The organism is Rhodococcus sp. RD6.2 (genome assembly GCF_001040705.1).
Lineage (GTDB): Bacteria > Actinomycetota > Actinomycetes > Mycobacteriales > Mycobacteriaceae > Rhodococcus_G.
The window spans coordinates 17,896-41,857 of sequence record NZ_CVQP01000003.1; the positions used below are offsets into that span (position 1 = coordinate 17,896).

The 23,962-nt window shown below is 69.7% G+C and carries 25 protein-coding genes; 13 read left to right on the top strand and 12 right to left on the bottom strand.

All coding sequences use genetic code 11. The features are described from left to right. Position 1: 1 nt before the first annotated feature. Both RHCRD62_RS05500 and RHCRD62_RS26305 read left to right on the top strand, forming a co-directional pair. Positions 2–790: a DNA-formamidopyrimidine glycosylase family protein gene (locus RHCRD62_RS05500; protein WP_050063829.1), complete on the top strand. Its 789-nt coding sequence runs from the start codon at positions 2–4 to the stop codon at positions 788–790. Positions 791–794: 4 nt separating this feature from the next. Next, positions 795–1,379 (top strand): type II toxin-antitoxin system Phd/YefM family antitoxin, encoded by a 585-nt coding sequence (locus RHCRD62_RS26305; protein ID WP_253277207.1) that lies wholly within the window; start codon positions 795–797, stop codon positions 1,377–1,379. A gap of 4 nt (positions 1,380–1,383) precedes the next feature. Here RHCRD62_RS26305 and RHCRD62_RS05515 read toward each other — a convergent pair whose 3' ends face one another. Both RHCRD62_RS05515 and RHCRD62_RS05520 read right to left on the bottom strand, forming a co-directional pair. After that, positions 1,384–1,968 (bottom strand): TetR/AcrR family transcriptional regulator, encoded by a 585-nt coding sequence (locus RHCRD62_RS05515; RefSeq protein WP_050063715.1) that lies wholly within the window; start codon positions 1,966–1,968, stop codon positions 1,384–1,386. 88 nt (positions 1,969–2,056) lie between these two features. Beyond that, positions 2,057–2,824, bottom strand: coding sequence for an SDR family NAD(P)-dependent oxidoreductase (locus RHCRD62_RS05520; protein WP_050063831.1), 768 nt, complete (start codon positions 2,822–2,824; stop codon positions 2,057–2,059). A 99-nt stretch (positions 2,825–2,923) separates the two neighbouring features. On the opposite strand from RHCRD62_RS05520, the gene RHCRD62_RS05525 reads away from it, so the two are divergent. Beyond that, complete coding sequence (locus RHCRD62_RS05525; RefSeq protein WP_050063832.1) at positions 2,924–3,568, top strand: TetR family transcriptional regulator; 645 nt, start codon at positions 2,924–2,926, stop codon at positions 3,566–3,568. A gap of 28 nt (positions 3,569–3,596) precedes the next feature. Then, positions 3,597–4,094, top strand: a complete 498-nt coding sequence (locus RHCRD62_RS05530) for a hypothetical protein (RefSeq protein WP_050063716.1) — start codon at positions 3,597–3,599, stop codon at positions 4,092–4,094. On the opposite strand, the gene RHCRD62_RS05535 is transcribed toward RHCRD62_RS05530, so the two are convergent. Continuing rightward, positions 4,091–5,824: a glycerol-3-phosphate dehydrogenase/oxidase gene (locus tag RHCRD62_RS05535; RefSeq protein WP_050063717.1), complete on the bottom strand. Its 1,734-nt coding sequence runs from the start codon at positions 5,822–5,824 to the stop codon at positions 4,091–4,093. The genes RHCRD62_RS05530 and RHCRD62_RS05535 overlap by 4 nt on opposite strands. Before the next feature lie 81 nt (positions 5,825–5,905). Between RHCRD62_RS05535 and glpK the strand changes: the two genes are divergently transcribed. Next, positions 5,906–7,408, top strand: coding sequence for a glycerol kinase GlpK (gene glpK, locus RHCRD62_RS05540; RefSeq protein WP_050063718.1), 1,503 nt, complete (start codon positions 5,906–5,908; stop codon positions 7,406–7,408). Between the two features lie 84 nt (positions 7,409–7,492). Here glpK and RHCRD62_RS05545 read toward each other — a convergent pair whose 3' ends face one another. Continuing rightward, on the bottom strand, positions 7,493–8,644 hold the full coding sequence (locus RHCRD62_RS05545) for an aminotransferase-like domain-containing protein (RefSeq protein WP_050063719.1): 1,152 nt from the start codon (positions 8,642–8,644) through the stop codon (positions 7,493–7,495). A gap of 187 nt (positions 8,645–8,831) precedes the next feature. Next, complete coding sequence (locus RHCRD62_RS05550; RefSeq protein ID WP_050063720.1) at positions 8,832–10,235, bottom strand: NAD(P)H-quinone dehydrogenase; 1,404 nt, start codon at positions 10,233–10,235, stop codon at positions 8,832–8,834. A gap of 197 nt (positions 10,236–10,432) precedes the next feature. On the opposite strand from RHCRD62_RS05550, the gene RHCRD62_RS05555 reads away from it, so the two are divergent. Then, positions 10,433–10,909 (top strand): gamma-glutamylcyclotransferase family protein, encoded by a 477-nt coding sequence (locus RHCRD62_RS05555; RefSeq protein ID WP_050063721.1) that lies wholly within the window; start codon positions 10,433–10,435, stop codon positions 10,907–10,909. A gap of 12 nt (positions 10,910–10,921) precedes the next feature. On the opposite strand, the gene RHCRD62_RS05560 is transcribed toward RHCRD62_RS05555, so the two are convergent. The 3 genes from RHCRD62_RS05560 to RHCRD62_RS05570 all read right to left on the bottom strand — a co-directional run bounded on the left by RHCRD62_RS05560 (position 10,922) and on the right by RHCRD62_RS05570 (position 14,051). Continuing rightward, entirely contained in the window at positions 10,922–12,091 is a 1,170-nt protein-coding gene (locus RHCRD62_RS05560; protein WP_050063722.1) for a M20 family metallopeptidase, read from the bottom strand. After that, positions 12,088–13,281 carry a M20 family metallopeptidase gene (locus RHCRD62_RS05565; RefSeq protein ID WP_050063723.1) on the bottom strand — a complete coding sequence of 398 codons (1,194 nt, stop codon included), beginning with the start codon at positions 13,279–13,281 and terminating at the stop codon, positions 12,088–12,090. Before RHCRD62_RS05565 ends, RHCRD62_RS05560 begins: the two co-directional genes overlap by 4 nt. A gap of 71 nt (positions 13,282–13,352) precedes the next feature. Next, positions 13,353–14,051 (bottom strand): enoyl-CoA hydratase/isomerase family protein, encoded by a 699-nt coding sequence (locus RHCRD62_RS05570; protein WP_050063724.1) that lies wholly within the window; start codon positions 14,049–14,051, stop codon positions 13,353–13,355. Positions 14,052–14,102: 51 nt separating this feature from the next. Here RHCRD62_RS05570 and RHCRD62_RS05575 point away from each other — a divergent pair, with 51 nt between their 5' ends. Together RHCRD62_RS05575 and RHCRD62_RS05580 are read left to right on the top strand one after the other, a co-directional pair. Continuing rightward, positions 14,103–14,888, top strand: coding sequence for a purine-nucleoside phosphorylase (locus RHCRD62_RS05575; RefSeq protein ID WP_050063725.1), 786 nt, complete (start codon positions 14,103–14,105; stop codon positions 14,886–14,888). 8 nt (positions 14,889–14,896) lie between these two features. Then, entirely contained in the window at positions 14,897–16,498 is a 1,602-nt protein-coding gene (locus RHCRD62_RS05580) for a phospho-sugar mutase (RefSeq protein ID WP_172671015.1), read from the top strand. A gap of 3 nt (positions 16,499–16,501) precedes the next feature. On the opposite strand, the gene upp is transcribed toward RHCRD62_RS05580, so the two are convergent. Next, the gene (gene upp / locus RHCRD62_RS05585; RefSeq protein WP_050063727.1) at positions 16,502–17,131 is read right to left on the bottom strand and encodes a uracil phosphoribosyltransferase; all 630 of its coding nucleotides are present in this window, start codon (positions 17,129–17,131) and stop codon (positions 16,502–16,504) included. A gap of 171 nt (positions 17,132–17,302) precedes the next feature. Between upp and RHCRD62_RS05590 the strand changes: the two genes are divergently transcribed. The 5 genes from RHCRD62_RS05590 (at position 17,303) to RHCRD62_RS05610 (ending at position 20,897) form a co-directional block, all read left to right on the top strand. Beyond that, the gene (locus RHCRD62_RS05590; RefSeq protein WP_253277208.1) at positions 17,303–17,647 is read left to right on the top strand and encodes a type VII secretion target; all 345 of its coding nucleotides are present in this window, start codon (positions 17,303–17,305) and stop codon (positions 17,645–17,647) included. Further along, on the top strand, positions 17,644–18,789 hold the full coding sequence (locus RHCRD62_RS05595; RefSeq protein ID WP_050063728.1) for a C40 family peptidase: 1,146 nt from the start codon (positions 17,644–17,646) through the stop codon (positions 18,787–18,789). Before RHCRD62_RS05590 ends, RHCRD62_RS05595 begins: the two co-directional genes overlap by 4 nt. After that, a complete protein-coding gene (locus RHCRD62_RS05600; RefSeq protein ID WP_253277209.1) occupies positions 18,786–19,250 on the top strand; it encodes a hypothetical protein in 465 nt (154 codons plus the stop codon). Before RHCRD62_RS05595 ends, RHCRD62_RS05600 begins: the two co-directional genes overlap by 4 nt. A gap of 74 nt (positions 19,251–19,324) precedes the next feature. Then, complete coding sequence (locus RHCRD62_RS05605; protein ID WP_157050821.1) at positions 19,325–19,627, top strand: YbaB/EbfC family DNA-binding protein; 303 nt, start codon at positions 19,325–19,327, stop codon at positions 19,625–19,627. 10 nt (positions 19,628–19,637) lie between these two features. After that, complete coding sequence (locus RHCRD62_RS05610; protein ID WP_050063730.1) at positions 19,638–20,897, top strand: hypothetical protein; 1,260 nt, start codon at positions 19,638–19,640, stop codon at positions 20,895–20,897. On the opposite strand, the gene RHCRD62_RS05615 is transcribed toward RHCRD62_RS05610, so the two are convergent. From RHCRD62_RS05615 to RHCRD62_RS05625, 3 genes are read right to left on the bottom strand one after another with little or no spacing between them, the layout of a single operon-like run. Next, positions 20,894–22,030 carry an adenosine deaminase gene (locus RHCRD62_RS05615; RefSeq protein WP_050063731.1) on the bottom strand — a complete coding sequence of 379 codons (1,137 nt, stop codon included), beginning with the start codon at positions 22,028–22,030 and terminating at the stop codon, positions 20,894–20,896. The genes RHCRD62_RS05610 and RHCRD62_RS05615 overlap by 4 nt on opposite strands. Positions 22,031–22,040: 10 nt before the next feature. After that, positions 22,041–23,336: a thymidine phosphorylase gene (locus RHCRD62_RS05620; protein WP_050063732.1), complete on the bottom strand. Its 1,296-nt coding sequence runs from the start codon at positions 23,334–23,336 to the stop codon at positions 22,041–22,043. Next, on the bottom strand, positions 23,333–23,734 hold the full coding sequence (locus tag RHCRD62_RS05625; protein WP_050063733.1) for a cytidine deaminase: 402 nt from the start codon (positions 23,732–23,734) through the stop codon (positions 23,333–23,335). The genes RHCRD62_RS05620 and RHCRD62_RS05625 overlap by 4 nt, the downstream gene beginning before the upstream one ends. Between the last annotated feature and the right edge of the window lie 228 nt (positions 23,735–23,962).

Genomic DNA, 23,962 nt, shown 5'->3' on the forward strand with positions numbered 1-23,962 from the left:
GGTGCCCGAGGGTGACACGGTGTGGCAGGCCGCGACCCGTCTGCGCGCCGCGCTCGAGGGGAAGGCGTTGACACTCTGCGACATTCGAGTGCCTGCGTTCGCCACGGTTGACCTCACGCCGGGACCCGTCGACGAGGTGGTCAGTCGCGGCAAGCACCTGTTGATCCGCGTCGGAGACCTCAGCGTCCACACCCACCTGAAGATGGAGGGCGCCTGGCACGTCTACCCGGCGGGCGCGCGATGGCGTCGGCCCTCGTGGCAGGCGCGCATCCTGCTCGGCACCACCGATGCAGTCGCCGTCGGCTTCCAGCTGGGCGTCGTGGAGGTGATACCGCGCGAACAGGAATCGGCGGCAGTCGGACACCTCGGTCCCGATCTGCTCGGCGCGGACTGGGACGAGCAGATCGCGGGGGCGAACCTGGCCTCCGACCCGGCGCGCGCCGTCGGGGTCGCACTCCTCGACCAGCGGGTCATGGCGGGCGTCGGCAACGTGTACCGCAACGAACTGTGCTTCCTGCGGGGCGTCCACCCCGCCACCCCGGTTGCCGCGGCAGGCGACCCGACGGCCTGGACGGATCTGGCGCGCCGGCTGCTGATCGCGAACCGTGACCGCGTCGTCCGCGTCACCACCGGAGACCGCCGCCGCGGCCGCTCCACCTGGGTGTACGGGCGCGCCGGTAAACCGTGTTGGCGCTGCGGCACTCTCGTCGAATCCGGGTCACTCGGCGACGACGCCGCGCACGAGCGGCAGATCTTCTGGTGCCCGAACTGCCAACCGCCGCTACCGTGATCGCATGACGACCATCCGGGTGGGCGACGCACAGCGGCAGCTGCCCGAGCTCGTTGCGGCAACCGCACACACCGGGGAAACGTTCGAGATCGTCGCGGACGGAGCGCGTGCTGCTGTGCTGCTGGGCGCGAACCGTTACGACGGATTGCTGGAGACGATCGCCCTGTTGTCCGACCCGGCCATGCTGGGCGCGCACGAGGCCGGTGTCGCCGAGATCGCCGCCGGGGACGTCCTCGACGCCGACGCGCTCGCGCTGGGCATGCGCGAAGCGGGCCGCGACCCCGGGGCGGCGAACCGACCGGCTCCGGTGGCGTCGCACCATCGATTGGTCGTCGCACGATCCGCGGCGCTCGCGCTCATCGATACGGTCCGCACCCCCGACGCACTCGCGCTGTTCGGCCTCCTCACCGGTCCCCTCGTCGACGACCCGCGCGCTGTCGGCACCGAACTGAGCGCGCCTGCGCTCTCGATCCTGTACTCGTGTCAGCGGGGCGCCAACCGGGTGGTCTTCCGGATCGACGAGGTCCGTCGGATCGTCGAGGTCACCGCGATCGGTCCGCGTGCGGACGCATACGCCGACCACCGCTGAGACGTCATGCGTGGCTCTCCCGCTCGAGCAGGCCCAGACAGTGCCGGATCAGCGTCTCCCGGGACACGGTGACGGTCCCGTCGAGATAGCCGATGAACAGGCTCGTCAGGGCGCCGACGAGTCCGAGTGCGCGCAGGGCGCGTTCGTCGGGGTCGTCGACGGCACCGAGCTGAGCCTGAATCAGGGCGACGAAACTCGGGACGAGTGCGAGTCCGCGTCCGCCGAGGGCAGGTTCACGCGTCGGCGCGAGCAGCAGGACGCGACCCGCTTCCGGGTGATCGAGGACCAGCTCGACGAACGCGCGCACTGCGAACTCCGCGAGTTCGGCTGGGCTGGAGGCCTTCCCGACCGCCGCGACCAGTGCGGCGCGCGCCCGTTCACCCACCTCCGCGTAGACCTCGCGGACGTAGGTGTCACGGTCGGCAAAGCTCTCATAGAAGTAGCGTTCGGTGAGGCCCGCCGCACGACACACGGCACGGACACTGACGGCGGGGCTCTCCGCCGCGCCCAGCAGGTCGACCCCGACATCGAGTAGTCGGGTACGGCGCTGCTTACGGCGTTCGTCGAGGGCTGACCTAACGGTGCTCATCGTCTGAGAAGTGTAGGCGCTTCGCGCATGTGCGCCTTTTCGGTGGCCGGCGCTACCGAAAGGGCGCACATGCGTCGTAGGCACCTACCTACATGTGGGTTCCGCCGTCGATCCGAATCTCGGTGCCGGTGACGAACTTTCCGTCGTCGGACGCCAGCATCGCGATGACGCCCGCGACGTCCTCCGGCGGCGCGAAGCCGTCACCGATCCACGGGTACAGCTTGCCGATCAGCGACGGGTCGACCCCTTCGGTCGGGAACCCGGGGTTGCTGGTCATGCCCGACGCGATGGAGCCCGGCTCGACGGCGACGGCCCGCAGGCCCTGCTTGGCGTACTCGAGGGCGATCGCGTGGGTGAACGACCGGATGCCGCCCTTCGACGCCGCGTAGGCAGCCATGTAGGGATGCGCGAAGTGCGCCGACGTCGAACTGAAGTTCACGACGACACCCTTGCCCGAGTCGAGCAGCGCGGGCAGTGCCTGGCGGGTGACGAGGAAGGTTCCCGTGAGGTTGACGCCGATGACCGTGTTCCAGAAGTCGAGCGTCGTGTCGGCGGTGTGGGAGGACCGCAGGATCCCCGCGGCATTGATCAGCACCTGCAACCCACCGAGGTTGTCGATGACGCCGCCGATGCTGTCGCGGACCGAGTCCTCGTTGGAGATGTCGACCGTCGTCACGGTCAGTCGGCCCGCGGTGCCCGCTTCCTCCGCACGTGCCTTCGTCACTTCGAGGCCGGCCTCGTTGACGTCCGCGGCAGCGACGATTCCGCCTTCTTCCAGGATTCGGGCGACAGTGGCCTGCCCGATACCCGATCCTGCACCGGTGACGAGCACCTTGCGTCCCTCGAAGCGATTCATCAACTGCACTTCCTCTCGTCTCACCGGATGGTTGAAGTTTTCATCATTGGCATCTCGCGCCATAGTGGCACGTCGTGCCACCATGTGATGATGGTGCACATGGCGGACCCGAATGCGCAACCCCTCGTGTCGCTGACCGAACGACGGAAGGCGCAGACCCAACTCGACATCGCCCGATCCGCCGCCCGACTGTTCGCCGAGCGCGGTGCCGCCGCCGTCACCGCCGAGGACATCGCCGGCGCAGCAGGGATCGGACTGCGCACCTTCTACCGCTACTTCCGCACCAAGGAGGAGGCCGTCGCGCCGCTGATCACCTCTGGTATCGACGACTGGCTCGTCGACCTCGCCGGAACCGAACCCGGCACCCCGATCGCGGCGGCGCTCGAGGCGTCCGCACGCCGAGCGCTCGTCGCGTCCGAGCCGTCCGGCTACCGGGCCCTGCAGCTCAGCCGCGACCTCCTGCGCGCCGTCCCCGGCGATCCCGGCCTGGAGTCGGTGTGGTTCCGCGTCGTCAACGACACCGAGGAGAAGCTCGTCGCGACCCTCGGCGTCCTGATGGGCCCTGACGCCGACCCAGTCGACGTCCGGCTCGCCGCAGTCGCGGGCAACACGGCGATGCGGCTGGCGATCCAAACATGGGCGGGGACCGGCGACGACACCGGCGGAGCTCCGAGACCCGCGGACATCGCGGTGCGCTGCATCCGGACACTCACCGCAGGACTCGCGTCACTCGAAACCGCGTGAGCACCGCGTCCGTGCGACGCTGTAACGCATGCCAAGACCGCCGCTTCCCGTCGAGGACTATGCCAGCCGGATCAGTGCGTACGTGTACGGCAACATCCTGGTCCTGACGGCCTTGATACCGCTGAATCACAGCACCGGCATCACCCGGGCCAGCCTCGTGGTGATCGCGACGTCGCTGTCCACGTTCGTGGCGCATGCGTTCGCTGAATCGGTCGGCCGCAGCGCCCGCAGCGGACGTCAGCTCACCACCACCGAACGCATCGCGGAACTCCGCGACTCCGTCCCGGTCCTCACGTCGGGACTCGTCCCCGCCCTCGTCGTCGGCATCGGCGGCCTCGGCCTGATCGAACTGTCGACGGCGCTCATCCTCGCGGAGATCTGGGTGGTCACGCGCATCGCGAGCATCACCTATGTCATCACCCGACTGCGCGGCGAACGCCCCACCGGTCAGACCCTGATCGGGTCACTGGTCCTGGGAGTGATCGCGGTCGTGATCGTCGCGATCAAACTGTTCCTGACCCACTAACGCGAGATCGGTACCGGTTCCAGGATCTCCGCTCGCGCTTCGGGTGCCGCAGCCCTGAGCGCGTCGGCACCCGGATCGTCCGGCTGCGCCTGCGACATCACCTCGGCCTCGACACGCGCGCGGTAGGTCGCGACCTCCCGGTCGATTCCGGCCTCGTCCCAGCCGAGGACGGGAGCGACGAGTCTGGCGACCTGCTCGGCGCAGTTCACCCCGCGATGGGAGTACTCGATCGAGATGCGGGTGCGCCGCGCAAGGATGTCCTCGAGGTGGAGCGCGCCCTCGGCTGCGGCCGCGTACACCGCCTCGACCTGGAGATAATCCGGGGCATCGGTGAGCGGCTGGAGCAGCTCGGGTGTCTCCGCGGCCAGTGCGAGCACCTCGTCGATGAGCGAGCCGTAGCGATCGAGAAGGTGCTTCACGCGGTAGGGGTGCAAGCCGTGCAGCTTCCCCAGGTGCACCGACTGGTTGACGAGTGCGAAGTAGCCGTCGGCCCCGACCAGGGGAACACGCTCGGTGATCGACGGCGCGATCCGTGCCGGGATGTCCTCCGACGCCAGGTCGACGGCGTCCATGCCCATCACCCGATAGGTCGTGTACTTACCGCCCGCGATCGCGACCAGACCGGGCGCGACACGCGCCACCGCATGCTCACGCGAGAGCTTCGACGTCTCGTCACTCTCCCCCGCCAGCAGCGGCCGCAGTCCGGCGTACACGCCGTCGATGTCGTCGTGGGTGAGCGGCGTGACGAGCGCCTTGTTGACGTGCCCGAGGATGTAGTCGATGTCGGCCTTCGTCGCGGCCGGATGCGCCAGGTCGAGGTTCCAGTCCGTGTCGGTCGTTCCGATGATCCAGTGACCACCCCACGGAATCACGAAGAGCACGGACTTCTCGGTACGCAGGATGATCGCGGCGTCGCTGACGATGCGATCCCGCGGCACGACGATGTGCACACCCTTGCTGGCACGCACCCGGAAACGACCCCGCTGACGCGACAGCGCCTGGATCTCGTCGGTCCACACTCCAGTGGCGTTGACGACGACGTGTCCACGCACCTCCGTCGTGCTGCCGTCCTCCGAATCGCGCACACGCACACCGGAAACCCGGTCCGCTTCCCGAAGGAACCCCACCACCTGGGTCGACGTGCGCACCACGGCGCCGTAGTGCGCGGCGGTGCGGGCGACGGTCATCGTGTGCCTGGCGTCGTCGACGACGGTGTCGAAGTAGCGAATTCCACCGATGAGAGCGTTCCGCTTCAATCCCGGCGACATCCGCAGCGCGCCCGCCCTGGTCAGATGCTTCTGCGCCGGAACGGATTTCGCGCCGCCCATCCGGTCGTACAGCATGAAACCGGCTGCCATGTAAGGCCGTTCCCACACCCGGTGCGTCAGCGGGAACAGGAACTCGAGCGGCTTGACCAGATGCGGCGCCAGCGTCGACATCGACAGTTCCCGCTCGTGCAGCGCCTCCGCCACCAGACCGAACTCGAGCTGTTCGAGGTAGCGCAGTCCGCCGTGGAACATCTTCGACGACCGCGACGACGTTCCGGACGCGAAGTCACGCGCCTCCACCAACGCGACCTTGAGTCCTCGGGTCGCCGCGTCGAGGGCGGTGCCCGCGCCGACGACACCGCCGCCGATCACCACCACGTCGAACTGTTCGGCGCCCAACTGCTCCCAGGCCAGCTTTCGCTGGTCGGGGCCGAGGAACTGCACACCAGGCTGCTTGTCCAACGCTTCGCTCCCGAGCTTGACGGCAAATCGTGGCTCAGCCTAGTAGCTTCGTGCCGAGACCGCCGAGAGAGTAGGACGCCAGTGACCCGGTACATCGCCGCGATCGACCAGGGCACCACGTCGAGCCGCTGCATGATCTTCGATCACGCCGGCCGCGTGGTCACCTCCGCGCAGCAGGAACACCGTCAGATCTTCCCCCAGGCCGGGTGGGTCGAACACGACGCGAGCGAGATCTGGCGCAGCACCCGCGAGGTGGTGGCGAGCGCCCTCGCCAAACGTGACCTCGCCCATGCGGACCTCGCCGCGGTCGGCATCACCAATCAGCGCGAGACGACCGTCGTGTGGGATCGCACCACGGGCGAACCGGTGCACAACGCCATCGTCTGGCAGGACACCCGCACCGCCGAACTGTGCGAGGAACTCGCCGGCGACGAGGGACCCGACCGCTATCGGCAGGCGACCGGGCTTCCCCTCTCCACCTACTTCTCGGGACCGAAGCTTCGCTGGATCCTCGACAACGTCGACGGCGTCCGGGCCCGAGCCGAAGCGGGTGACCTCTGCTTCGGGACGATGGACTCGTGGATCCTGTGGAACCTCACCGGCGGGGTGTCCGGCGGCGTCCACGCCACGGACGTCACCAACGCGTCCCGCACGATGCTCATGAACCTGCACACCCTCGAGTGGGACGAGCAGATCTGCTCCGACATGCAGATCCCGATGTCGCTGCTGCCCGAGATCCGCAGCTCGTCCCACGTCTACGGCACCGCCCGCGGTCGGGGAAACCTGGCGGGCGTTCCCGTTTCGGGCATCCTGGGCGACCAGCAGGCCGCGACGTTCGGGCAGGCGTGCCTGTCGCCCGGCGATGCCAAGAACACCTACGGCACCGGCAACTTCCTGCTCCTCAACACCGGAACGACGCCGGTGCAGAGCGAGCACGGGCTGCTCACCACCGTCTGCTACCGGATCGGTGACGCGGCAGCCGTCTACGCACTCGAAGGGTCGATCGCGGTGACGGGGTCGCTCGTGCAGTGGTTGCGCGACAATCTCGGCATCATCAACTCCGCGAAGGAAGTCGAGCTGCTGGCGTCCGCGGTCCCCGACAACGGTGGCACCTACATCGTCCCCGCCTTCTCCGGGCTGTTCGCTCCGCGCTGGCGTCCCGACGCCCGCGGAGCCATCGTCGGGCTCACCCGTTTCGTCAACAAGGGGCACCTCGCCCGCGCGGCACTCGAGGCCACCGCATTCCAGACCCGCGAGGTCATCGAGGCGGCGGAGGCCGACTCCGGCGTGACCCTCACCTCGCTCAAGGTCGACGGCGGCATGGTGCTCAACGAGACCCTCATGCAGTTCCAGTCGGACATCCTCGACGTTCCCGTCATCCGGCCGGTCGTCAACGAGACCACCGCGCTCGGCGCCGCCTACGCCGCAGGCCTGGCCGTCGGGTACTGGAACTCCGAGGACGACATCCGCGCCAACTGGGAGATCGGGCACACCTGGACCCCGAACATGGCCGCGGACGAGCGGGACCGCCTGTACCGGGAGTGGAACAAGGCCGTCGAGCGCACCTACGACTGGGTCGACTGACCCAGGCGCACGTTCCCTGATGTCACATCGGGTATCGCCAAGTGACCAAATGTGACATTAGGGAACCTCTCGGGCGGCGTCGACTCAGCAGTCGTGGGCAGCGGCGAGCCGGGCGACGGCCTCGTCCAGCCGGTCGGCGGTGTTCGTCGTGAAGCACAGGCGCGCACTCGCCCCCGCCCCGGCCCCGCCACCGACGGCGAAGGCGGACCCCGGGACGAAGGCGACTCCGCGGCCGAGTGCCGCCGTGAGCAGGGCGTCGGTGTCGGTGCCGTCGTGGAACTCGAGCCAGCCGAACATGCCACCGCCGATCGGGGACAGTGTCGCGGTGTCACCGAACTCTCGCCGGACCGCGGCACCCAGCGTGTCGGCGCGCCGACCGTAGTCGGCCCGTAGTCCCGTGACGTGTTCGTCCAGCCACGGCCCGTCGGCGAGCAGTTCTGCGACCACCTGCTGGGTCAGTCGGGAATCGCACAGGTCCGCGCCCTGCTTGACGAGTTCGACCGCCGCACGGATCTCGCGCGGGGCGACCATCCACCCCACGCGAAGTGCAGGCGCGAGGATCTTCGACACGCTGGACAGCCGGATCACCCGATCCGAGAGCGCGGCAACGGGTTCCGGCGGCCGACCCGTGTAGTACAGCTCTCCGTACGGGTCGTCCTCGACGACGTGGAACCCGAATCTCTCGGCAAGAGCCACCAACTCGCGTCGACGCGACACGGACAGCGTCACCCCACGCGGGTTGTGGAAGGTACTGACGGTGTGCACGAACACCGGCCGCTCCCCCGATTCGAGCAGGTCGGCCAGTAGATCGACGCGCATGCCGTCCTCGTCGAGGGGAACTGTCACGATCCGCGCCTGGGCCGCCCGCAGCACCTGCAGGGCTCCGGGGTACGCAGGTTCCTCGACGACGACGGTCGCGCCGGGATCGACGAGCACCTGAGCGAGCAGGCTGAGCCCCTGTTGGGAGCCGTGCGTGACGGCGACGTCGGCCACGTCCACCCGACACGGACGGTACGCCGACTCGCGGTCTGCGATCACCTCGCGCAGCGCGAGCAGTCCCGCGGTCTCGGTGTACTGCAGTGCGTCGGCCGTCACGAGCGCTCGCATGGTGGCATCTCGAATTCTCTGGAGTGGAACGAGATTCGGGTCGGGAAGGCCGCCTGCGAGGCCGATGACCTCGGGGCGGGCGGTCACCGCGAGCAGGTCACGGATGGCGGACGAACGGAGCGCGGCCATGCGGCGCGCGAGGACTGGGGACACGGGATCCTCCCGGGATTCGGCGAGCGGGGACAAGGCGTGAAAGACCTGTCGCCGGCGGATCCACGGGCGGGAGGCACGGAAGGCGGCCGGGGGTGCCGGCCGCCTTCCACTATCGCATCATCGCGTTTGCCATGTGAACCATCGATCCCACATGTTGGACATGTCAGTCCAGATCGTCGTGCCGCATCAACTGCCGCGCGGCCTCGGTGATCGAGCCGGACAGCGACGGGTACACCGAGAACGTCTGCGCGAGGTCGTTGACCGAGAGGTTGTTCTGCACGGCGATGGCGATCGGCAGGATCAGCTCGGACGCCGTCGGCGCGACGACGACACCGCCGATGACGACGCCGGTCGCGGGGCGGCAGAAGATCTTCACGAATCCGCGACGCAGCGACGACATCTTGGCCCGAGGGTTGGTGTTGAGCGGCAGCATGACGGTGCGGGCGGGCACGTCGCCGTTGTCGATGGCAGCCTGGCTGACGCCGACGTTCGCGATCTCGGGGCGGGTGAACACGGCGGACGCGACGGTCTTGAGCTTGATGGGACTCACGCCCTCACCGAGCGCGTGGTACATGGCGATGCGGCCCTGCATGGCGGCGACCGAGGCGAGCGGGAGCAGGCCGGTACAGTCGCCGGCCGCGTAGACCCCGGACACCGATGTCCGGGACACCCGGTCGACCCGCAGGTAGCCGCCGCGATCGAGTTCGATGCCGACCTTCTCGAGTCCCAGCCCCGAGGTGTTGGGGGTGGAACCGACGGTCATGAGGGCGTGGCTGCCGTCGACGGTGCGGCCGTCGGACAGGGTCACGCGGATGCCGTCGGCGGTGCGAACGACGGAGTCGGCCCTGGCGTGCTTGACCAGGGTGACACCGCGTTCGGACAGCGCCTCCTCGAGGACCATCGCCGCATCCGCGTCCTCGTGCGGCAGCACCCGGTCGCGGCTCGACACCATCGTCACGTGCACACCCATTTCGGTGTAGGCCGAGACGAATTCGGCGCCCGTCACACCGGAGCCGACGACCACGAGATGCTCGGGCAGGGTCTCGAGGTCGTAGAGCTGACGCCAGTTGAGGATGCGGTCGCCGTCCGGCTCGGCGCCCGGCAGCACGCGGGGCGACGCCCCGGTCGCGATGAGAACGACGTCCGCCTCCAGCACCCGCTCGCCACCGTCGGCCAGATGCGCCTTCACCTTGTGCGAGGCCATGCCGATGACCGAGTCGATCAACTCCGCGGTACCTGCGAGCAGTTCGACACCCGCGGTCTGCAGCTTGTCCCGGATGTCCGCGGACTGGGCCTGCGCGAGGCTCTTGACCCGGGAGTGGATCTGGGGCAGGGAGATGGTGGCCTGCGCCGGATCGAGGGAGATTCCGAGATCGGTGGCGCGACGCATGTCGGTGCGGACACCGGTGGACGCGATGAACGTCTTCGACGGGACGCAGTCCCACAGCACGCACGCACCGCCGACACCGTCCGAATCGACGAGGGAGACCGTCGCCCCGTGAGCTGCCGCGACGAGCGCCGCCTCGTAGCCCGCAGGGCCACCGCCAATGATCACGATCCGGGTCATCCGTCCTCCATGTTTCGGCAGCGTGTGCACAGTTCTCGGTGCATCCACGCTATTCCACCCGGGTGGTGCCCTGCACATCGAGCGGGCGGCGGTGCGGCGAGTGGAGCCGTTGCTGCGGTGGACGGTGGCCACGCCGCGCGACCCGGATCCGAGGTCGACAGTTCGAAGCTCGTACGCGCACGGTCTAGGCTTTCGCCGTGCCGATTTACGCCGCGTACGGATCCAACATGCACCCCGAGCAGATGCTGCTGCGGTGCCCCCATTCGCCGATGGCCGGGACGGGCTGGCTCGACGGCTGGCGTCTGACGTTCAGCGGCGGAGACATCGGCTGGGAGGGCGCACTGGCGACGGTCGTCGAGGACCCCGACTCACGGGTGTTCGTGGTGCTGTACGACGTGCCCGACGAGGACGAGGCGAGCCTCGACCGGTGGGAGGGTTCGGAGCTGGGGATTCACCGCAAGATCCGGGTCCGGGTGGACACCGACTCCGGTGACTCCGTCCTCGCGTGGCTGTACGTGCTCGATGCGTACGAGGGCGGCCTCCCGTCGGCGCGCTACCTGGGCGTGATGGCGGACGCCGCCGAGATCGCGGGCGCCCCGGCCGACTACGTCCGCGAACTGCGCACCCGCAACAGCCGCAACGTCGGCCCGGGAACGCCCGGCTACTCGGGCTGAACCGCCGACTCGTCAGGGAACCGTCGGCTCGCCACCGATCGCCAAGTTCGCGAGCACCCGCACCCCGACCCCGAGCGCCCGTTCGTCCAGGTCGAAGGTCGGCTGGTGGATGTCGAGTTGCTCGCCGACCCCCGACCAGACGCCGAGCCGGGCCATCGCGCCCGGCACCTCCTCGAGATACCAGGAGAAGTCCTCGCCACCACCGGACTGAGGGGTGTCCGACAACGCGTCGGGTCCGAGCTGCGAGATGGCGTGCTCGAACATGCGGGTGGACACCTCGTCGTTGACGACGGGCGGCACTCCGCGCCGGTAGTTCAGTTCGTAGCGGACGCCGGTCGGGGCGAGCAGTCCGTGCACGATCTCCCGGACGAGCGGTTCGAGCAGCGCCCAGGTGTCGTGGTCCCCGGTCCGCACCGTCCCGATCAGTCGTCCCGTCTGCGGAATCGCGTTGGGCGCCTGGCCCGCGCTGACCGCACCCCACACCATCACCGTGCTGGTGCGCGGGTCGATGCGCCTGCTGAGCATGCCCGGCAGTCCGGTGATCACGGTGCCGAGCGCGTAGACCAGGTCGGTGGTCAGGTGAGGTCGTGAGGTGTGGCCGCCCGGCGAGTCGAGCAGCAGTTCGACCGTGTCGGCAGCGGAGGTGATGGCACCGAGCCGGACTCCGACCCGTCCCGCCGCGAGGCGCGGATCACAGTGCAGTGCAAAGATTCTCGACACACCTTCCATCGCCCCGGTGGCGACGACGTCGAGTGCGCCGCCCGGCATGACCTCCTCGGCGGGCTGGAACACCAGTCGGACGCCGTTGGGCAGCGACTCGGGTGACTGCGCGAGCGCGAGGCCCGTGCCCAGGAGGATCGTCGTGTGTGCGTCGTGGCCGCAGGCATGGGACACCCCGGGGACCGTGGACGCGTACGGCGCGCCGGTGTCCTCCTGCAGGGGCAGCGCGTCCATGTCCGCGCGCAGGGCGACGCGCGGACCGTCGGGACCGATGTCGCAGACGAGACCGGTTCCCCCCGGCAGGATGCGCGGAGTCAATCCGGCTGCGGTGAGCGTGTCCGCGACGAAGGCGGTGGTCGCGAACTCCTGACGGGCGAGTTCCGGGTGGGCATGGATGTGTCGGCGCCACCCGGACAGTTCGCGGGCGTGCTCGTCGACCCACCGGTCGATCCATCCGGTCACCGTGCGGTCCCCCGTCGCTCCTGTGCGTCCGAGCGCGCCGCGGCGGCGCCCAGCAGCCGTGTCCGCTGCGCCGGGTCGGTTGCCGCGGCGACCACCGTCCCCGCGAGCGCGCGGGCGCCGTCGAGTACCGCACGATCGGCGGAGTCGGTCACGCAGGCCGCTGCGAACTCCGGTTGGTGGGTGACCGCGCCACCCGAGTCGATCCCGATCACCGGATGGATCCCCGGAATCACCTGCGTCACGTTTCCCATGTCGGTGCTGCCCAGCGGGCGCGATCCTTCCCGGTCGGGGGGCAGCGGCGAGCGGCCCATCGTCTCGATCTGTTCCCGGTACGCCCCCACGAGCCAGGGGTCGGGGCGCAGTTCGTCGTAATTCGGTGACACCGTGCGAATTTCGTGTGTGCAGCCGGCGGCGAGCGCGCCCGCCTCGAAGCAGGCGAACACCCGGTCGGTCAGTGCGGACAGCGCGGTGGAGGTGCCCGCGCGGAGGTAGTAGAGCATCTCGGTGTGGGCGGGCACGATGTTCGGTGCGATGCCACCGTCGCTGACGATGCCGTGCATCTGCTGACCCGGTTCGAGATGCTGGCGCAGCAGGCCGAGTCCGACCTGTGCGACGGTCGCGGCGTCGGCGGCGTTGAGTCCCAGCTGCGGCGCGGCCGACGCGTGCGCCTCCCGCCCACGGAACGTGACGGCGATGTCCGCCATCGCCAGGGAATGGGCGCCCGCGATGTCCTCGGGTCCGGGGTGAACCATCGCCACCATCGCGAGGTCGTCGAACGCCCCGCGTTCGAGCATCAGGACCTTGCCCCCGCCCGTTTCCTCGGCCGGGGTGCCGATCACCCGGATCGTGATTCCCAGTCGATCGGCCAGGGGCGCCAACGCGATCCCGGCACCGACGGCCGCCGCGGCGATGACATTGTGTCCGCACGCGTGCCCGATTTCGGGGAGGGCGTCGTACTCGGCGAGGAGACCGACGACGAAGTCGCCGCTGCCGTACTCGGCGCACAACGCGGTCGGCAGGCCGAAATAGGGAACGGTGACGTCGAAGCCGTACCGGGACAGCACTTCCGCGACCTTCGCGACGCTGCGATGCTCGGCGAAGGCGAGTTCGGGCTCGGCGTGGATGGAGTGGGACAGCGCGATCAGATCCGCCTGCGCACCGGCGATCGCGTCGTCCACTTCCGAGGTCACAGGTCCCAGTGTCTCACCACTGGGGCAGCGGAGCCGCAGTGGTGCGCATGTTGCACCACTGCGGAGGCGCATCACCCGAAGGTCAGGTTCTCCGGGGTCGTCGGGACGGCGAACGCCTCGAGGATCGGGGCGTGCACGTCGGACTTGATCTTGCGCAGGTTCGCGCCGTGCAGCGCGGTGGTTGCGGCGGCCCGCGCGATCGCAGCGGGGAGCACCCCGTCCCCGTCGGCGATCTCGTTGACGATGCCTGCGGCGAGCGCATCGGCGCCGCCGTAGCGGCGGCTCGTGGTCATCGCCTCGACGGCGACGGTGCGGGGCAGCTGCAGGGTCATCAGGGCGTTCATACCCACGGTGAACGGCATGTTGAGCTTGGCCTCCGGCAGGCACCAGAACCCGCGGTCGGCACGCATCACCCGCTGGTCGCTGGACGCCGCGAGCATCGTGCCCCCGCCGAACGCGTGGCCGCCGACGGCGGCGACCGTGGTCATCGGGAACGTCAGAACCCGAGTGAAGATCGTGTGCACCTTGTCGAGATAGGCGTGGATCTGGTCGAGGTTGCCGAACAGCCAGTCCGTGTCGAGTCCGTTGGTGAAGAACTTGCCGGACGCCGCGAACACCAGCGACGCCGGTCCCTCCACAGCCTCGACCTCGTCGAGGGTGGCGTGGAACGCGTCGATCCAGTCGGGGTGGAAGCGGTTCTCGCTGTCGGTCTGACCCTGGTCACCGAGGTACAGGATGTGGACGTCGCCGTCGCGCTCGAGGTAAGGCATGCCCGAATACTACCTACGGGTAACTTCCGTTGTCGCCAGTACTGTGCCCTCATGGACTCCCTCGAGCAGCAGGCCGCGCGGGTACTGGGTGAACGGACCGGCGCGGCCAGGCACGACGTCGCGATCGTGCTCGGCTCCGGGTGGCAGGCGGCAGCGGACGCGTTCGGCTCCGCGACCGCGAGCGTCCCGATGTCCGACCTCCCCGGCTTCGCTGCGCCGTCCGCCTCGGGTCACGCGGGAACCGTGCTGTCGGTCCCGGTCGGCGACCACCGGGCACTGGTCCTGCTCGGACGCACCCACGCGTACGAGGGCCACGACCTCGCGCGGGTCGTCCACCCGGTGCGGACGGCCGTCGCCGCCGGCGCTCGCACCGTCGTACTGACCAACGCCGCCGGGGGCATCCGCGACGGACTGTCCGTGGGGCAGCCCGTGTTGATCGCCGACCACCTCAACCTGACCGCCCGCTCCCCCCTCGTCGGCGCCCGGTTCGTCGACCTCGTCGACGCCTACTCGCCCCGCCTGCGCGCACTCGCCCGGTCGATCGATCCCGCGTTGGACGAGGGCGTGTACGCGGGACTGCCCGGACCGCACTACGAAACGCCCGCCGAGATCCGGATGCTCCGCATCCTCGGCGCCGACCTCGTCGGGATGTCGACCGTCCACGAGACGATCGCCGCCCGCGAACTCGGCGCGGAGGTACTCGGCATCTCCCTGGTCACCAACCTCGCCGCGGGCATCACCGGCGAACGACTCGACCACGCAGAGGTCCTCGCGGCCGGAGCGGCGTCGGCGGGCCGCATCGGAACTCTGCTGCGCGAACTGGTGTCGGCACTGTGACGCCGGAGCTGCGGCGCCTGGTGGACGACTGGATCGCAGGCGATCCCGACCCCGCCGCCCGGGCCGACCTGCGGGCACTCTCGGACACCGAACTCGCGGACCGCTTCTCGGCGCCTTTGACGTTCGGCACCGCAGGACTGCGTGGCCCCCTCCGCGCAGGTCCGAACGGGATGAACGTCGCGGTCGTCACCCGCACGACCGCGGGCATCGGGGCCTGGCTGCGGGCGAAGTGCCTCGGCGGGTCGGTGGTGGTCGTCGGCAGGGACGGACGCCACGGATCCGCACTGTTCGCGACGACGGCGGCGGAAGTGCTTGCCGGCGCCGGATTCTCGGTGGTCCTGCTTCCCGGACCGACTCCGACGCCGGTGCTCGCCTACGCCGTCCGGGCGTTGGGGGCGCAACTCGGCGTGCAGATCACCGCGTCCCACAACCCGGCTGCCGACAACGGCTACAAGGTGTACCTCGACGGTGGCGCGCAACTGATCTCGCCGTCCGACCGCGAGATCGAAGCCGCCATCGCTGCTGTCGGACCTGCCGTCGCGGTGCCCCGATCGCCGGTCGAATCGGCGGACGCGGTCTCGCTGCGCGCCGACTATCTCGCGCGCGTCGCCGCCCTGGCCCGAGGCGAGGACCGCGACCTGCGGATCGCGCTCACCCCACTGCACGGCGTCGGCGGCGCCACCGCGGTCGAGGCGCTGCAGGCCGCAAGGTTCTCCGAGATCCACACCGTCGGCATCCAGTTCGCGCCCGACCCGAACTTTCCCACCGTCGCGTTCCCCAATCCCGAGGAACCCGGCGCAACGGACGCACTGCTGCAGTTGGCCGATTCCGTCGACGCCGACCTCGCGATCGCGCTCGACCCCGACGCCGACCGGTGCGCCGTGGGGGTCCCGACGCCGGACGGATGGCGGATGCTCACCGGCGACGAAACCGGTGCGATCCTCGGCGACCATCTGCTGCGCGCGCAACCGGCCGGAGCCGACCCGCTCGTCGCGACGACGGTGGTGTCGTCCCAACTGCTCGGCCGCATCGCGGCCGCCCGCGGCGCCCGGTTCGCACAGACCCTCACCGGCTTCAAATGGCTGGTGCGGGCGGGCGAGGGCCTGGTGTACGCGTACGAAGAGGCCATCGGGCACTGCGTGGCACCGGATCTGGTTCGCGACAAGGACGGCATCTCCGCCGCGGTCGTGCTCGCCGATGTCGCGGCAGGACTGAAAGCGCGGGGCCGCACACTGCAGGACGTCCTCGACGACCTCGCGGTCGAATTCGGGGTGCACGCCACGACGCAGGTGTCACACCGTGTCGAGCACCTCGACCGGATCACCGAAGCGATGACCCGGCTGCGTGAGAACCTCCCGACCGACCTCGCGGGCGAGCCCGTGTCGGGTGAGGACCTCCTGCTCCGCCGCGGGCAGGCCCGGACCGACGCCGTGGTCCTGTCGGGCGAGCACGTGCGGGTGGTGGTGCGCCCGTCGGGGACGGAGCCGAAGCTCAAGTGCTATTTCGAGGCGTTCGAGCCGGTCACGAGCCGCGCCGACCTGCCCCGCGCACGAGCCGCCGCGCAGGAGACGCTTCGCGCCTGTGCGCGATTCTCACCCCAATTGGGGTGACCGCTAGATGTTGCGGGGCCCGAACTGGCGGTCGCCCGCGTCGCCGAGCCCCGGGACGATGTACGCGTTCTCGTCGAGACCCTCGTCGACGGCGGCGACGACCAGCCGGACCGGAAACCCGGAGTCGGCCAGCGCTGTCACACCTTGTGGAGCCGCGACCACGCACACCGCGGTGATGTCGGTAGCCCCGCGCTGCGCGAGGAGTTCGATGGTCCGCACCATCGAGCCGCCCGTCGCGAGCATCGGATCGAGGACGTACACGGGGATGCCCGCGAGGTCGACGGGGAGCGACTCGAGGTAGGGCACCGGCTCGTGGGTTTCCTCGTCACGGGCCATGCCGACGAACCCCACCTGCGACTGCGGGATCAGCGAGCTGGCCTGCTCGACCATGCCTAGGCCTGCGCGGAGGACCGGAACGAGCAGAGGCGGGTTCGCCAGCCTGACGCCCCGCGCAGGCGCGACGGGCGTCACCACCTCGAACTCCTCGATCTCCGCGTCTCGGATGGCCTCGTAGATGAGCATGTGCGTCAGCTCGCGCAGTGCCGCCCGGAAGGCGGGGTTGCTGCTGCGGGTGTCGCGCATGGTGGTGAGCAGGGCTGCCGCCAACGGGTGGTCGACCACGTGCGTCTCCATGCGCCCAGGATAGGCAGCCGACCACCGGGCGCGCGCAACGGTCCCGGAAGTGTTCGTCAACGCCGCGGAACCGGAACGCACCCGGGCGCGTCCAACGGGGTGGCGGGTGTACAGGCAGGCATCCGGTCGACACGACGAAACGGGGGGTACGGGATGAGCGGGAGCTCAGGGGTGATCGACGAATTCTCGGCGGCGACCGACGGATTCTCGGCGGTGACCGACGGAATCCGCGCGTACGGTGTCGCTGCCGCGACGATGGCGTCCGGGGTCAGGGGGGCGGCGATCGGTGCCGCGGCGATGGGACCGGGTCCGCTGACCCCGGTGTTCGGACTGATCGGAGGCGATTTCCTCGCCGCGTTCGCCACGGCCCACGGCTCGCACACGGCGGCGCTCCACGCCCTCGCGGACACGCTCGACGGGATGGGGGCCGCGGCGCATGCAACCGCTGCCGAATACGACGGCACCGACCACGGCGTCGCGGCCGCGATCGATGCCGCGGGTGGGGTGAGCGCATGATCGCCCTCGACGTCCTCGGCCGACCCCTCACGGAACTCGTCACCGCGTTCGGCTCGGGAACCCTGCCCGCGGACGGCGCACCCCAAGCGCTCACCATCGCGTCCGCGGCGCTCGACACCGCGTATGCCATCGGCAAACTCGGGCTCTCCGAGCTCGGTGCGGCGTGGACGGGTGCGCCCGCCCAGGCCGCGATCGCCAAGGGCGAGCAGGCACAAACCCAGCAGGTACAACTGTCCGAGCAGGGCACAGAGATCGCGAGCGTCTTGACGGCCGCGTCGGAGGTCGTTGCCGCGGGACTCGTCGAGTTGCAGGGCATCGTGCAGTCGTTCGTGTCGACCGCGATCTCGGCCGGCCCGGCGCTGGCCACCCCGGCCGGTCAGATGATGATCGTCGCAGCCGCGATCGACCACCTCTCGCGTGGCCTGTCCGTGGTCATGCGGGTGCGTGGCGAACTCGAGGTCCACACCGCCGCCATGGCGCAACTGACGGCGCCCGATCCGATCACCTCGCCGACGACCACGGGCGACGTGCGGGCCGCGATACAGCCGGCCCCCACCGGCGGCGGGAGTCCGCTGTCGGGACTCCAACAGCGTGGCGACGCCATGAACGCGTTCGTCAAGCACTTCGCCGACGCCATCGCGACAGCTCCGAATCCGTTCGGCACCGAGCCACAGGGCCCACCGGCGGAGGTGGGGGCGCCCGCCCTCGGATCCGCAGACATCGGCAGCGGCGACCTGGGCAGCAGCGGCGGCGTCGAGATCCGGCTCCCCGACGGCAGCACCGCCACGGCACCGAATCCCGAGGCCGCGAATGCGGTGCGGAACGCACTGAGCCAGCAGGGTGTCCCGTACCAGTGGGGTGGCACGGCACCCGGCCAGGGCCTGGACTGCTCGGGCCTGACGCAGTGGGCGTACGGCGAGGCGGGCATCGAACTGCCGCGCACGGCCCAGGAGCAGACGGTCGGCATTCCGGTCGAGGCCGGCGATCTGATGCCCGGCGACCTCGCCGTCTGGGACGGGCACGTGGCGATGGTCATCGGGAACGGCCAGATGGTCGAGGCAGGTGACCCGGTCCAGGTGTCGGCGGTTCGGACCGCGAACATCGGGATGGGCTTCTACGGCTTCTACAGGCCCACCGCGTGAGCGCGCCGTTCGATGCGGGCGGCCCCGTGCTCGGGGTACCGGTGCTCGGCGTCCCCGCGCTCGATGTCGCCGTGCCGGGCGCCGACGACCGCCTCGACGAGCCCGCTCGCGATGACCGGTCCCCCGGCGAACCGCCGTCCCAGTCCGACTCCACCACCATCGTCAACCCGCGAGGCACCGTCGCCGTCACCGCCACCTCCACCGGCCTGCCGATCGACGTCCGCATCGACTCTCGGGAATTGCGCTACGGCGGCGGCGAACTCGCGGCGGCGATCCTGGACCTGTGCCGGAGATCGACGCAGGAGGCGAAGGCACGCAGGCGCGACGAACTGGCCGCGGCGGGCGTCCGGGACGACATCCTCGACCAACTCGGGCTGCCCGAGCGTGACGCACTCTCCGCCGACCAGGCGCGACGCGACGCGAACGAGTCAGCGGCGCCGACGTGGATGAGGCCCGTGTGAGCGGCGCGAACGGAGTGGTGCGGTGAGCGGCCGGAACGGAGTGGTGCGGTGAGCGGCCGGAACGGAGTGGTGCGGTGAGCGGCGCAGAGATGGATGCCGTGGTCGCGCGGGCGACCGCGGGGCTCGCCGCGCTCGACGACGCCCTGCACCAGTTGTCGTCGGCGCGGGCACGGGTCACGCATTCGTCAGGTCTGGTGAGCGTCGAGGTGGACGAGCACGGGGGCATGTGCGGGCTGTTCTTCCCCGAGTCGCTGTCCGGCACCGACGCCGATGAACTGGGCCGGGCGGTCGTCGAGACCGCGGCCCGCGCTGCGCAACTGGTGGCGGAGCGACGGGAACGGCTACTGGCATCGCTCGCGGAGAGGTTGAGCGATTAGGCTTCGCGCCATGGCTGGAGACATCGTCCCGATTCAACTCGGACTGACCGACGGCGACCTCGTCACCCTGTGGGCGCCGCGCTGGCGTGAAGGGGACGATGAGTGGGAGGCCTTCCTCGGTCACGGTGACGATCTGTACGGGTTCTCCTCGGCGGCCGAACTGGCCGCGTTCGTCCGCTCGGACCGCGAGCACGATCTGGTCGAGCATCCGTCGTGGGCGATCGTCGCGGCGCTGTCTGCCGCGGAGTTCGAACCCGACGACACGCACGTGTTCGACCTGGTCGGTGTTCCCGAACTCGTGGCAGGCGACCCCGACGCGGACACCCTCGGCGAGCTCGAGGACACGTTCGAGATCGTCCGCTCGATCGGCGAGGTGTGCGACCTCGACGTCGTGATCCGGTACTTCGGGGCGAATCCGGTGCTCGACGCCGTCTCCGCGGGTGAGCCCGCGTTCGTCGGCCGGGACGGCGAGCAGCGGTGGGACCAGATCGGGACGGCCGTCGCGGCGGGATGGGAGGCCGTGATCGACGCTATCGACGCGGTCGTCACGACACCGCAGACCGACGCCGCCGCCGTCGCGGAGGCCGAGGCTGAGATCGTCGCGGCGCAGGAGAACGTCGTCGACGCGGACGATGCCGCCGAGGAGGGCGACGACGAGGACGACGACATCGAGTACGTCAGCCTCGACGGCGAGACCGACGAGGAGGAGGGCGATGACGAGGAGACGTTCTGGACGTCGGTCGGCATCGACCCGGTCAAGATCATCACCTCGGCGGACACCTACTTCACGCTGCGCTGCTACCTCGACGACGACCCGGTCTTCCTCGGCAGGGCCGGGAAGATCCTCGCGTTCACGTCGGAGCGGGCGCTGGCGCGGTTCCTCGCCGACGACCACGATCACGCACTGGCACGCGTGAGCACCTACGCCGAGGTGCAGGCCGCGGCCGTGGACGGCTCCCTCGACGTCGAGGTCACCGACGAGAACGTGTACGTGCTGCCGGGTCTGGCCGACGACCTCGCGGACGGACCGCAGTCGGTCGACGCCGACCAACTCGACCTCGCCGTCGAACTGTTCACGGACGCGGCGCAGTTCGCCGGGGACGAGTCGACGGAGCAGGCGCTGGCGCCGTCCACCCCGCTCGGCTGGTACGTGTCGTACACGCTGAACCCGGATCCGACGCGGCTGGCCCCCAGCGCCCCGTTCACCGCGGAGGCGCAGTCCTGGCGTGACCTGGAGCGAGAGTTCGAGGCCCGCCTGCAGCTCGTCTAACGGGTCGGCCTGTCAGTGCCCAACCCCTTGAGTCGGGCGTATCCGGGTTTGACGACGTCGTCGATCAGCCGGAGCCGCTCCGGGAACGGGATGAACGCCGACTTCATCGCGTTGATGGTGAAGCGTTCGAGATCGCTCCAGCCGTAGCCGAAGGTCACGGCGAGCGCGACCATTTCCTCGCTCATGGTCGTCGCGCTCATCAGCCGGTTGTCGGTGTTCACCGTCACCCGGAACCGCAACCGGGCGAGCAGGTCGAAGGGGTGCTTGTCGAGGCTGGGGACGGCACCGGTCTGCACGTTGGAGCTGGGACACAGCTCCAACGGGATGCGCTGGTCGCGAACGTAGTTCGCAAGCCTGCCGAGCCGGGTGTCCCCGTCGTCGCCGACGGTGATGTCATCGGTGATCCGGACTCCGTGCCCGAGGCGATCGGCCCCACAGAACGCGATCGCCTCGTGGATCGACGGCAGACCGAACGCCTCGCCGGCGTGAATGGTGAAATGTGCGTTGTTGGCCCGCATCAGCTCGAAGGCGTCGAGGTGTCGGCTCGGCGGGTGGCCCGCCTCGGCGCCCGCGATATCGAAACCGACGACTCCGCGGTCCCGGAACCGGAGCGCCAGTTCGGCGATCTCCCGCGACCGGGCGGCGTGCCGCATCGCGGTGAGCAGGCAGCCGACGCGAATCTCGCGACCCTGGTCACGGACCTGAGCCATCCCGTCCTCGAACCCGAGCAGGGTGTGGTGGACGACGTCGTCGAGGCTCAGTCCCCGTTCGAGGTGTTGCTCGGGCGCGAACCGCACCTCCGCGTAGACCACTCCGTCGGCGGCGAGGTCTGCGACGCATTCGCGTGCCACCCGCTGGAGGCCCTCGGGCGTCTGCATCACCGCGACGGTGTGCGCGAACGTCTCGAGATAGCGCTCGAGCGAGCCACTGCCCGCGGCCGCGGCGAACCAGACGGCGAGGTCGTCGGCATCGGTCGCCGGGAGCGCGTCGTATCCGATGTGTTGGGCGAGTTCGAGGACGGTTGCGGGCCTGAGCCCACCGTCGAGGTGGTCGTGCAGGACCGCTTTGGGTGCGGTGCGCACCGTGGCGAGGTCGAGGGGTGCGGATCCGGGGTTCTGCGGTGGCGTACCCATGTCTGAGAAGTTAGACCGGGACCATGCCGATGCGCTCGATGACGAGCGGCTCGTCGGGTGGCGTGTCGCCGATGTCCCAGGCGCCGTCGAGCGCGGCCCGGGCGGACTCGAACCGGTGTGGCGTGTCGGTGTACAGGGTGAACAGTGGCGCTCCGGCCTCGACCCGGTCGCCGGGACGGGCGTGCCACCGTATCCCCGCCCCTGCCTGGACGGCCTGACCCTGCCGCTCGCGTCCGGCACCGAGTCGCCAGGCGGCAACCCCGACGGCTCTGGCGTCGAGCCGGGTCAACACACCGGAGGCGTTTGCGTACAACACTTCTCGTTCCCGAGCGGGTGGCAGCGGAGCGTCCGGGTCGCCACCCTGCGCCGCGACCATGGCTCGCCAGCGATCCATCGCCCGCCCGTCCTGCAGTGCGTCGACGGGGTCGACCGCGTCCAGACCGGCGGCGGCGAGCATCTCGCGAGCGAGCGTGAGGGTCAGTTCCACGACGTCCGGCGGACCACCACCGGCGAGCACCTCGACCGACTCCGCGACCTCGAGCGCGTTGCCCGCGGTGTGACCGAGCGGGGTGTCCATTCCCGTGAGCAGGGCGACCGTACGCACCCCGGCGTCGTTTCCGAGTTCGACCATGGCGGTGGCCAGTTCGCGGGCGTCGGGCAGCGACTGCACGAACGCGCCGGACCCGACCTTCACATCGAGAACCAGCGACTGTGACCCTTCGGCGATCTTCTTGCTCATGATCGAGCTGGCGATGAGCGGGATCGATTCGACGGTTCCGGTGACGTCCCGAAGGGCGTACAGCTTGCGGTCGGCGGGAGCGAGATCTGCTCCCGCGGCGCACACGACCGCGCCGATCGCCGGATCCGCGAGGATCCGCATCATCTCGTCGGACCCCAGGTCAGCACGCCAGCCGGGGATCGCCTCGAGTTTGTCGAGGGTTCCGCCGGTGTGGCCCAGTCCGCGCCCGGAGAGCTGCGGCACGATGGCACCGCAGGCCGCCACGAGCGGGGCGAGGGGAAGCGTGATCTTGTCTCCCACACCGCCGGTCGAATGCTTGTCCACGGTCGGCCGGGGCAGTCCGGACAGGTCCATGCGCCGCCCCGACGCGATCATGGCGTGGGTCCACGCCGCGGTTTCGCGGCGATCGAGGCCGCGCAGCACGATCGCCATCGCCAGGGCCGCCATCTGCTCGTCGGCGACACCCCCGGCCGTGTACTCGCTCACGACCCAGCGGATCTGGGTGTCGGTGAGCTCACAGCCGTCGCGTTTGGCTGTGATGACCGAGATCGCGTCGAGGCCGCTCATCGCGCGACGCGTTCGAGGTCGTCCGGACCGAAAGCCGCAGGTAGAAGCACCGACAGCGGGACCGGCCCCGTCGGCGTGTCGACGAGCAGCTCGCCTCCGCCGTGCTCCAGCAGCAGCTGCCGGCACCGTCCGCAGGGCATCAGAATATCCGAGTTCGCGTCCCGGCACGTGAACGCCAGCAGGCGTCCGCCGCCGGACGCGTGTAAGTTACCGACGAGTCCACATTCGGCGCAGAGCCCCAGCCCGTATGAGACATTTTCCACATTGCATCCGACGACGATCCGACCGTCGTCGACGAGCGCCGCCGCCCCGACAGGGAACTTCGAGTAGGGCGCATATGCCTGCATCATCACCCGATCAGCATTGTCCCGCAACACATTCCAGTCGATTTCCGCCACGGTGCACCATCCTGGCATGCATGCCGAACGGGCGCAGTACTTCACCCTCCTGACGTCGAATGTAGTTGGACAGGCAAACCTAAGTAGGATGCTTCTGCCTCGTACGAACCGCCCGCCGAATTAGTTCCCGGATTCCGGGAGGATTACAGTGCAGGGAGTCGGTTCAGGTTCTCGTCGCACCAAGACTGAAAACCCCAGGGTGTACCCAGAATCAGTCGAACTCCCGGT